The sequence below is a fragment of the Nocardia sp. NPDC058244 genome (assembly GCF_042882065.1).
Classification (GTDB): domain Bacteria; phylum Actinomycetota; class Actinomycetes; order Mycobacteriales; family Mycobacteriaceae; genus Nocardia.
Window position 1 is genome coordinate 824,982 of the sequence record NZ_JBHVWX010000001.1, and the last position, 9,034, is coordinate 834,015.

Consider the following 9,034-nt stretch of genomic DNA (forward strand, 5'->3'; position numbering starts at 1 on the left):
ACCGGTGTTGAATGCGAGGGAATTCCCCGACGCCGGAGGTGCCCTGTGTCCGAGCTCCCCACTGCCGCGCAGGTGCGGGCGGCGCTCGCCGAGCAAGCCGACCCCGCCGATGCCATCCACCTGCAACGGTTCTTCAAGACCGGTGCGGGCGAGTACGGCGAGGGTGATGTCTTCCTCGGCGTCCGTGTCCCCGCCACGCGCAAGGTCGCCAAACAGTTCGGCACGCTTGCGCTGAAGCAGATCGGCGATCTGCTCGACAGCCCGGTGCACGAGGAACGCCTGGCCGCGCTGTTCGTCCTGAACGCCCGCTTCGCCGCGGCGTCGAAACCGCGCACCCGCGACGACGCGGCGCGCGCGGAGATGGTCGAGTTCTACCTGGACGCGGTGCGCCGGGGCCGGGTGAACAACTGGGATCTGGTCGACGCCTCCGCCGAGAACATCGTCGGCCCGTGGCTGCTCGACAAGGACCGCGCCCTGCTGTTCGACCTGGCGCGGCGGGACTCGCTGTGGGAGCGCCGGGTGGCGCTGCTGTCCACCTTCGCCTTCATCAAGGCGGGCGATCCGAGCACCACGCTGGAACTGGCGAGCGAGTTGCTCGACGACCGCCGCGACCTCATCCAGAAGGCGCTCGGCTGGATGCTGCGCGAGATCGGCAAACGCGTCGATCCCGCGGTCCTCACCGGCTTCCTCGACGCGAATGCCGCCCGGATGGGCCGGACCGCGCTGAGCTACGCCGTCGAGCACCTGACCCCGGAGGAACGCGCCGCCTACCGCGCGATGCGCTAGGCGGCCCGCCCGCTCAGAACTGGATCTTGAGGTGGTCGGTGACCGGCCGGGCCTGGCAGCCCAGGATGTAGCCGTTCTCGATGTCCTCGGGGTCGAGGATCTCGGCGTTGCCCATCTCGACCTTGCCCTCGAGCACGGTGCAGGCGCAGGAGCCGCACTCGCCCTCCTGGCAGGAGTACGGCACGTCCAGGCCCTTGTCGAGCATGATGTCGACGAGGGTCTGCTTGCGCGGCCAGGACAGCTCGTGCACCTGCCCGTCGAGCTCCACCTCGACGGTCGCGGCGTCGGCGGCCTCCTCGTCGGAGATCTCCACGGGGGCGTGGTCGGCGAACGGATCGCCCGCCAGCGAGTTGAACACCTCGGCGTGGGTGCGGGCACGCGGCACCTCGAGGGTGGCCAGCGCGTCGTGGACCAGGTCCATGAACGGCTTCGGGCCGCACATGAACGCCTCGTAGGCGGTGTAGGGGGCGACCAGGGTGGCCAGCATGTCGGCGGTGGGCAGGCCGAGCAGCGGTTCCAGCCAGTGGATGACCGACAGCCGCTGGGGGTGCTTGCCGACCAGGTCGCGCAGTTCGTCGGCGAAGATCACCGAGTCGGCGTCGCGGTTGGCGTAGACGAGCACGATCTTGCCGTTGCCCTGCGACAACGCCGACTTCAGGATCGACATCACCGGGGTGATGCCGCTGCCCGCGCCGAACAGCAGCAGGTCCTCGTCGAGGTTCTTGGGGGTGAACACGCCCGAGGGCGGCAGCACCTCGAGTTCGTCACCGGCGGAGATGTTGTCGCACAGCCAGTTCGAGCCGTAGCCGCCCTCGGTGCGCTTGACCGTCACCTTGGGCAGATCGTCGGTGAACGGCGAGCTGGCCAGCGAGTAGCAGCGCGCGACCGAGCCGGTCTGGTCGCTGGGGATGCGCAGGGTCAGGAACTGGCCCGGGGTGTAGGCCATGCGTTCGCGGAGGTCGGCGGGCACCTCGAAGACCACGGAGTGGGTGTCGGCCGTTTCGGTGATCACCGCGGCGACCCGCAGCACCACCGAGCGCGAACCGTGCGGAACCTCGACTGTGGTCATGTCGTCCTCTCGAACAAAACTAGAACGTGTTTCAGTTTCATGCTAGGTCGGGACGCGCCTGCAGGGCAAGCTGTGCCTCGAGACCGGCGACCAGCACCTCCATCCCGAAGTCGTAGGAGTACTTGCCGCGCAGGTCCGCCATGTACTTCGTGGCCCGCGCCACCGCCTCGGGCAACAGCACGTCCGCGGGGGCGGAGCGGTCGCGCGGATTCACCCGGCTGCGCCCGAACAGGTAGGTGTGGATGGTCGCATACGCGGCCAGCACGTTGCGGTCGCTGAAGCCCGCGTCGAACAGGATCTCCATCACCGCGTCGATCAGGTCGAGCTGCTTGCCGAGCATCTGCTCGAGCAGGATGTCGCCCAGGCCGGGATGCCTGCGCAGTTTATCGTCTATCTGATCGATGAGGTCGCGCAGGCGCTCCTGCCACGGCCCCGACTCGCGGGTGGGCTTGCGCACCCCGAGCAGCGCCGCGCTGGCCACCAGATCGAGCAGTTCCCGCTTGTCGGCGACGTAGTAGTACGGCGCCATCGGCGAGACGCCGAGCTCGCGGGAGAGTCTGCGCATCGACAATTTCTCCACGCCGTCCTCGCGCACGACGCGCAGCGCCGCCTCGACGATCTCCGACTCCGAGAGTGTGGAATGCGCGCCGCTCCCTGCCCCTCCGTGGTTACGCAAGCTTCCGCCTCACCTCTACTGCCACCGGGCTCATCGGCCCGTTCCCGTCCTGCTCCCGGAAGTCTAGAGGGGTGCGCCGAGGCGCTCGCGGCCATCGAGATTTTCGAATTCCGCCCTTTATGGCAGTCACTGACGTTAAAGTCGGCGGTGACCGGCAACACAATGGAGGTAGTCATGCCCGAGAACGCAACGCCTGCGACCGTCGAATCCGACGCCGACCTGGTCACCGAGACGCTGATCGAAGAGGTCAGCATCGACGGCATGTGCGGCGTGTACTGACCATGGAGGCAGGCGTGCTCGATCTCGACACCCGCTGGGCGCTGCATCCGCGCGTCTCGCTGCGCCCGGAGTCCTTCGGTGCGCTGCTGTACCACTTCGGCACCCGCAAGCTCTCGTTCCTCAAGAGCCGCGATCTGGTCGACGTGGTGCAGTCGCTGCCGGCCCACGCCTCGGTGCGGGACGCGCTGCGAGCCAAGGGCGTCGGCGTGTCCGACGCGCACATCAAGGCGCTGGCACAGCTGGCCGACACCGACATGATCGTGCCCGCGCCGGGCCCGGTCACGCCGGTCACGCCGGTGAGCCTGCCTGCCTCCACGGACACCACCCAGGGCGGCAAGCTGATCGACCGGTTCGAATCCGGTCTGGCGGCGCCGATCTGTCTCACCTGGGAACTCACCTACGCGTGCAACCTGTCCTGCGTGCACTGCCTGTCCTCGTCGGGTCGCCGCGATCCGAACGAGCTGACCACCGAGCAGTGCAAGGCGCTCATCGACGAGTTCGAGCGCATGCAGATCTTCTACGTCAACATCGGCGGCGGTGAGCCGACGGTGCGGCCCGACTTCTGGGAACTGGTCGACTACGCGACCGCCCACCACGTCGGGGTCAAGTTCTCCACCAACGGCGTTCGCATCAACGAGGAGGTCGCCGCGCGGCTGGCCGCCAGCGACTACGTCGACGTGCAGATCTCGCTCGACGGCGCCGACGCCGCGGTCAACGACGCCGTGCGCGGTCCCGGCTCCTACGACACCGCGATCCGCGCCCTGGAGAACCTGCACAACGCGGGCTTCGAGGACGCGAAGCTCTCGGTCGTCGCGACCCGGCACAACATCGCCCAGCTCGACGAATTCAAGGCCATCGCCGACCGTTACGGCGCGACCCTGCGGCTGACCCGGCTGCGTCCGTCCGGCCGCGGCGCCGACGTCTGGGACGAACTGCACCCGCTGCCCGAACAGCAGCGCGAGCTCTACGACTGGCTCGTCGCCAACGGCGAGGGCGTGCTCACCGGCGACTCGTTCTTCCACCTGTCCGCGTTCGGTTCCGCGCTGCCCGGCCTGAACATGTGTGGCGCGGGCCGGGTGGTGTGCCTGGTCGATCCGGTCGGTGACGTCTACGCCTGCCCGTTCGCCATTCACGACCGGTTCAAGGCCGGAAACATCGTCGCCTACGGTGGTTTCGACGCGGTGTGGACTACCTCTGAACTGTTCGCCGAGCTGCGCGAGCCGGTCGACGGTGGCGCGTGCACCAAGTGCTCGCACTACGACGCGTGCCGTGGCGGCTGCATGGCGGCCAAGTTCTTCACCGGCCTGCCCGCCAACGGTCCCGACCCGGAATGCGTGCAGGGCTACGGCGAAGCGGCGCTGTCGATGCCGGGGCGCACGATTCCGCGACCCGCGGTCGACCATTCGCGCCCGGTTCGTACCCGTGGTCGGGTCTCGCTGCCGTTGACGGTCAAGCGCGCTCCTGCCAAGGCGTGCAACGAGAGTCCACTCGGATAGACAGGCCGGTTGCCGAAAGTGCGCTGCCGATCTTGTTGACGCGCCCGGTTTTCGGTCACGGCGGCATTTCTGGCGGACTTTCCTCCTTTTTTGTGGGGTGATGATGTCTGCGAGCTCGAGTGCGAATAGCATGCGAGGAATGCGCCATGATCGTCTGCCCGACGGCTTCGGGGTACGGATCGATCCACGGGTACGCGCATTTTCCGGGGGTCGGATCCTGATCGGTGGATCGCCCGCGCGGATCATGCGCCTGGCCCCGGAGGCCGCCGAGCTGATCGGCGACGGGTACCTGGAGGTGACCGACACCAAGTCCGCGATCGTCGCCCGCCGGCTGCTCGATTCCGGCGTGGCGAACCCGCGGCCGCGACTGCTGCCCTCGCTCGACGACGTCACCGTCGTCATCCCGCTGTACAACAACGCCGACGGGCTGATGCGGCTGCTGGCCACCCTGCGTGGGCACAACGTGATCGTCGTCGACGACGGTTCCGACGAGCCGGTGCTGATCCCGCCCCGGCAGGGCCGCGGGCAGGTGACCGTGCTGCGGCACGAGTCCCCGCTCGGCCCGGCCGCCGCCCGCAATGCCGGATTACGGGCGGCGACAACGGGCTTCGTCGCGTTCCTGGACTCCGACGTGGTGCCGCGCAGCGGCTGGCTCGAGGTCATGCTCGGGCACTTCAGTGATCCGCAGGTAGCGCTGGTCGCGCCGCGGATCGTCGCGCTGGACAAGGAATCCAACGCGCTGGCCCGCTACGAGCACACCCGGTCCTCGCTCGATCTGGGCAGGCGCGAGTCCGCGGTGCACGCGCGCGGTGTCGTGTCCTACGTCCCGAGCGCGGCCCTGCTGACCCGGCGCGCCGCGCTGCTCGGCGAGGGCGGCTTCGACGAGTCGATGCAGGTGGCCGAGGACGTCGACCTGTGCTGGCGGCTGGAACGGACGGGCTGGCGGCTGCGCTACGAGCCCGCCGCGCACGTCGCCCACGATCACCGGGTGGCCTTCCGGGCCTGGTTCGGCCGCAGGCTGTTCTACGGCACCGGCGCCGCGCCGCTGAGCAAGCGGCACGCGGGCATGGTCACGCCGCTGTCGGTGCCGACCTGGACGGTGCTGGCGAGCATCCTGTTCGCGACGCTGTCCAAGTGGGGCCTGCTCGGCGGGCTGGTCACGCTGGCCACCGCGCTCGTCCGGATGCGGCGGGTGTTCACCGAACTGGACAATCCGACGCGCATCGCGGCGGTGTATCTGGCGCGCGGCTACTTCGCCGGGATGTGGCGGCTGGCTTCGGCGATGTGCCGGGACTACTGGCCGGTGACCCTGATCGCGGTGCTCGCCTCGCGGCGGATCCGCAAGATCGCGATCACCATGGCGCTGGCCGACGGTCTGGCCGACTGGTTCACCCACCGCGACGCGGGCGGCCTCGACCCGGTGCGGTACGTCGCCTACAAGCGGCTCGACGACGTGGCCTACGGCAGCGGCCTGTGGCTCGGCGTGATCAGGGCCCGCAGCTTCGAGGCGCTCAAGCCGAGCGTGCCGCCGCGCTGAGTTCGCCCGCGTGACGGACACTCTCGTCGTCGGCGCCGGGTCGGCGGGCTGTGTGGTCGCGGCCGAGCTCAGCGCCGACCCCGCGCGGACGGTGCGGGTGCTGGAGGCCGGACCGGTCTGGGCCTCGGCCGCCGAGGTACCCGTTCGGCTGCTCGATCCGGGGCACCTGCCGGTCGGCCCGGAATCCGCCGTGGTGTGGCGGTACCCGGGAGATATCGTGCGGGGCAAGCTGATCGGCGGTTCGGGCGCGATCAACGGCAGCTACTTCGTCCGTCCGTCCGCCGCCGACTTCGCGGCGTGGAGCGCGGCGGCCGGGAGCGCGCGCTGGTCGTTCGACGCCGTGCTGCCCTTTCTCCGCGACGTGGAGACCGACCACGATTTCGGCGCCGCGCCCGGTCATGGCGCCACGGGCCCGATCCCGATCCGCCGCACGGCCGACCCGGCTCCGGTCAGCGTGGACTTCGCTGCGCGGTGCGCGGCGATGGGTTTCACGGAGATCGCCGACCTGAACGCCCGCCCCGAAGCGCGCCCCCCGGGCCGGGAAGCTCGCGCCGCCGGGGTCGAGATTCCCGGTCACCCACCGGGTGCGGTGGGCTTCGGACGCGTGCCGCTGGCGATCACGGACGGTCGCCGAGCGGGCCCCGCGTTCACCCATCTCTATCCCGCGCTCGCCCGCCCGAACCTCACGATCGCGGGCGCGACGATGGTGACCCGTCTGGTGGTGCGCGGCGCCGAGGTGGTCGGCGTCGAGTGGGCGCGCGGTCGCGAACGCGGCACGGCCTACGCCGACCGGGTGATCCTGTGCGCGGGCGCGGTGGAATCGGCCGCGCTGCTGCTCCGCTCGGGCATCGGTCCGGAACCACTGCTGCGTTCGCTCGGCGTGCCGGTGGTGCTGCCCGCGCCGGTGGGGCGGTGGTGCACCGACCATCCGGAGATCGGCGTCGAGTACCCGGGCCCCGCGCCGGCGACGAGCGCGGTCGCCCTCGAATACGTCCTGGAACTCGGCGACCTCGAACTGCGTCCGTATACCCCGATGTTCACGCCGGGCCTGCGCAGGCTCGGCGTCGCGCTGATGCGTCCGGAGTCGACCGGCACGCTCACCCTCGGCTCCGCCGACCCGGCCGTGCCCGCCCGGATCGACCAGGGCTATCTGCGCACCGCCGCCGACCGCGACCGGCTGCGCGCCGGGGTCGAGGTCGCCGCGCGGATCCTCGAGCGGCCGCTCGGCACCATCGACGACGCCTGGCTACGCTCGCATCTGGGGACGTCCCAGCACCTTTCGGGCACCTGCCGGATGGGCCCCGCCGACGACCCGCGCGCCGTGGTCGACGACCTCGGCCGGGTACACGGCATCGCGGGCCTGACCGTGGCCGATCTGTCGATCGTGCCCGTCCCGTTGGGCCGCGGCCCACAGGCCGCGACAGTGCTGCTCGCCACAGTGATAGCCCGTCGACACCGGGTGTGACGAAGTGACATCTGCTACCACAATGTGACCTGCGGGACAAACCCACACTTCTGACGAGACTGCCGATAACTCACCGGTACAGTTTGTAGCGGGAAAGAAAGGCAAATGGTCAGCAATCTCGCAGGTGGGCGGCCCCCACGGCAGGCGGCAGAGTCGGGCGCACAGCTCGGAGCTCTGGAAGCCTATGCCGCACAGGCCCATGGTTTTCTCAGTGCCGGTGGTGACCAGCTGACCCAGCTGGCCGGCCTGTTGCGTCCGCTCGTTCTCGAGTCCTGGTTGCGCAGTACGCGTGGTGGAATCGATCCGACGGACATACTCGACGGTCGCGGTCTTCGTGGTGCCGATCTGGTGCGTTACCGGGATGCTCATCCCATTGCCGCGCTGATGCCACTCATCGACAAACTGCTGGTCCAGGACGCGGCGCGGGCTGGACTGATCGTGACGGTCGCCGACCAGTTCGGCCGGGTGCTGTCGGTGCACGGTCATCCGGAACAGGTCGCCGCCGCCGCCGAGATCGGCGTGCGCGAAGGCGACGATCTGAGCGAGCGCCGGATCGGGACGAACGCGGTCGGTCTCGTCGTGCGCACCGGCCGGGCGACGTGGATTCACGGACCCGAACATTTCCTCCATCGCATGCATCAGATCACCGGCGCGGCGGCCCCAGTGCACGAGCCGGACGGCCGGTTGATCGGCGTGCTGATGATTGCCGGCGGGATGCGGGTGGCCAAGCCTGAAATCCTCGCTCTGGTCAAGGCCGCGGCGACGGCGGCCGAGATGGACCTGGTGCTGCGGGCGATGCGGGCGGGTCGCGGGGTGCCCGCGGCCGAGCCCGGCCGCGCCGGCCAGCAGGCCGCCGATAGCGAACCGGCCCGGCTCGGACTCGAGGTCCTCGGACTCGGCCAGCCGCAATTGACGGTGGCGGGGGAGCGGGTGTCGCTGTCCCAGCGGCACGCCGAGATCCTGCTGTTGCTCACCGAACATCCCGAGGGGCTCGGCGCCGATCATCTGGCGCTGCTGCTCGACGACACCGATTTGGACAACGGCACCATCCGCGCGGCGATGTCGCGCCTGCGGTCGGTGATCGGCGCGTCGGTCGTCGGATCGCGCCCCTACCGTCTGCGCGTCCATGTCGCAACCGATGTGGAGGCCCTGCGGGCCGCGCTCGACTCCGGTGATATCGAATCCGCATTGCGCTTGTACGCCGGTCCGGTGCTCCCGAGATCGTCGGCTCCGGGCATCTGCGACATCCGCGACGAGCTTCGGGTGCGGTTGCGCACCGCGGTGCTCGCTTCCGCCGATCCCGGCGTGCTGCGCCGGTGGACCGCGGGCCCGGAAGGCCGCGACGACGCCGCCGCGTGGGCCGCGTACCGGTCCACCGTCGACCGCGATTCGCCCCTGTATGCGCAGATCGAGGCCAAGATCCGGGTGCTCGATCGGCGCCTGGGTACCGATGCAACGCAGATGCAACGTTTCGGCTCATAGTCTCCCGTTCTGAAAGTGTGGTAGCTCACACATCTGCCGAAGATGTGGTGTGGCACACACTGATGCCCAGGTCGTGGCAACCTCCCCGGAGAGACTGGACGTTTGTCCGAGTTTTTTATCGGAAAAAGTTCCTTTTTATTAACTGACCGCCTAGTGTCTGCAATGCATGGACAGGCAGCCATGTGATGTAAGTGACATAGCCGAGGCGCGAGGTTCGGGCCGCGGCCGCGATGTTGGAGGAACG

The 9,034-nt window shown here is 69.4% G+C and carries 8 protein-coding genes; 6 read left to right on the forward strand and 2 right to left on the reverse strand.

Annotated features, from left to right (window positions below; genetic code table 11):
* Positions 1-45 precede the first annotated feature (45 nt).
* Complete coding sequence (locus ACFVW6_RS04110) at positions 46-786, forward strand: DNA alkylation repair protein (RefSeq protein WP_378823786.1); 741 nt, start codon at positions 46-48, stop codon at positions 784-786.
* Positions 787-799: 13 nt separating this feature from the next.
* On the opposite strand, the gene ACFVW6_RS04115 is transcribed toward ACFVW6_RS04110, so the two are convergent.
* Both ACFVW6_RS04115 and mftR2 read right to left on the reverse strand, forming a co-directional pair.
* Positions 800-1,855 carry a 2Fe-2S iron-sulfur cluster-binding protein gene (locus ACFVW6_RS04115; RefSeq protein WP_378823784.1) on the reverse strand — a complete coding sequence of 352 codons (1,056 nt, stop codon included), beginning with the start codon at positions 1,853-1,855 and terminating at the stop codon, positions 800-802.
* Positions 1,856-1,892: 37 nt separating this feature from the next.
* Positions 1,893-2,531, reverse strand: a complete 639-nt coding sequence (gene mftR2 / locus ACFVW6_RS04120) for a mycofactocin system transcriptional regulator MftR2 (protein ID WP_218719662.1) — start codon at positions 2,529-2,531, stop codon at positions 1,893-1,895.
* Positions 2,532-2,705: 174 nt separating this feature from the next.
* Here mftR2 and mftA point away from each other — a divergent pair, with 174 nt between their 5' ends.
* From mftA to ACFVW6_RS04145, 5 genes are all read left to right on the forward strand, one after another.
* On the forward strand, positions 2,706-2,810 hold the full coding sequence (gene mftA / locus ACFVW6_RS04125) for a mycofactocin precursor MftA (RefSeq protein ID WP_355273682.1): 105 nt from the start codon (positions 2,706-2,708) through the stop codon (positions 2,808-2,810).
* Between the two features lie 2 nt (positions 2,811-2,812).
* A complete protein-coding gene (mftC, locus tag ACFVW6_RS04130; RefSeq protein ID WP_378825588.1) occupies positions 2,813-4,306 on the forward strand; it encodes a mycofactocin radical SAM maturase in 1,494 nt (497 codons plus the stop codon).
* A 139-nt stretch (positions 4,307-4,445) separates the two neighbouring features.
* On the forward strand, positions 4,446-5,843 hold the full coding sequence (mftF, locus tag ACFVW6_RS04135; protein WP_355273679.1) for a mycofactocin biosynthesis glycosyltransferase MftF: 1,398 nt from the start codon (positions 4,446-4,448) through the stop codon (positions 5,841-5,843).
* 10 nt (positions 5,844-5,853) lie between these two features.
* Complete coding sequence (gene mftG / locus ACFVW6_RS04140; protein ID WP_378823782.1) at positions 5,854-7,308, forward strand: mycofactocin system GMC family oxidoreductase MftG; 1,455 nt, start codon at positions 5,854-5,856, stop codon at positions 7,306-7,308.
* A gap of 384 nt (positions 7,309-7,692) precedes the next feature.
* On the forward strand, positions 7,693-8,790 hold the full coding sequence (locus ACFVW6_RS04145; RefSeq protein WP_357342664.1) for a GAF domain-containing protein: 1,098 nt from the start codon (positions 7,693-7,695) through the stop codon (positions 8,788-8,790).
* The last annotated feature ends 244 nt before the right edge of the window (positions 8,791-9,034 follow it).

Excerpts from the sequence above, each read along its gene's own strand:
- mftC (WP_378825588.1), top strand. The coding sequence starts at position 2,813 with ATGGAGGCAGGCGTGCTCGATCTCGACACCCGCTGGGCGCTGCATCCG.
- ACFVW6_RS04145 (WP_357342664.1), top strand. The coding sequence starts at position 7,693 with ATGCCACTCATCGACAAACTGCTGGTCCAGGACGCGGCGCGGGCTGGA.
- mftF (WP_355273679.1), top strand. The coding sequence starts at position 4,446 with ATGCGCCATGATCGTCTGCCCGACGGCTTCGGGGTACGGATCGATCCA.
- ACFVW6_RS04115 (WP_378823784.1), bottom strand. The coding sequence starts at position 1,855 with ATGACCACAGTCGAGGTTCCGCACGGTTCGCGCTCGGTGGTGCTGCGG.
- mftA (WP_355273682.1), top strand. The coding sequence starts at position 2,706 with ATGCCCGAGAACGCAACGCCTGCGACCGTCGAATCCGACGCCGACCTG.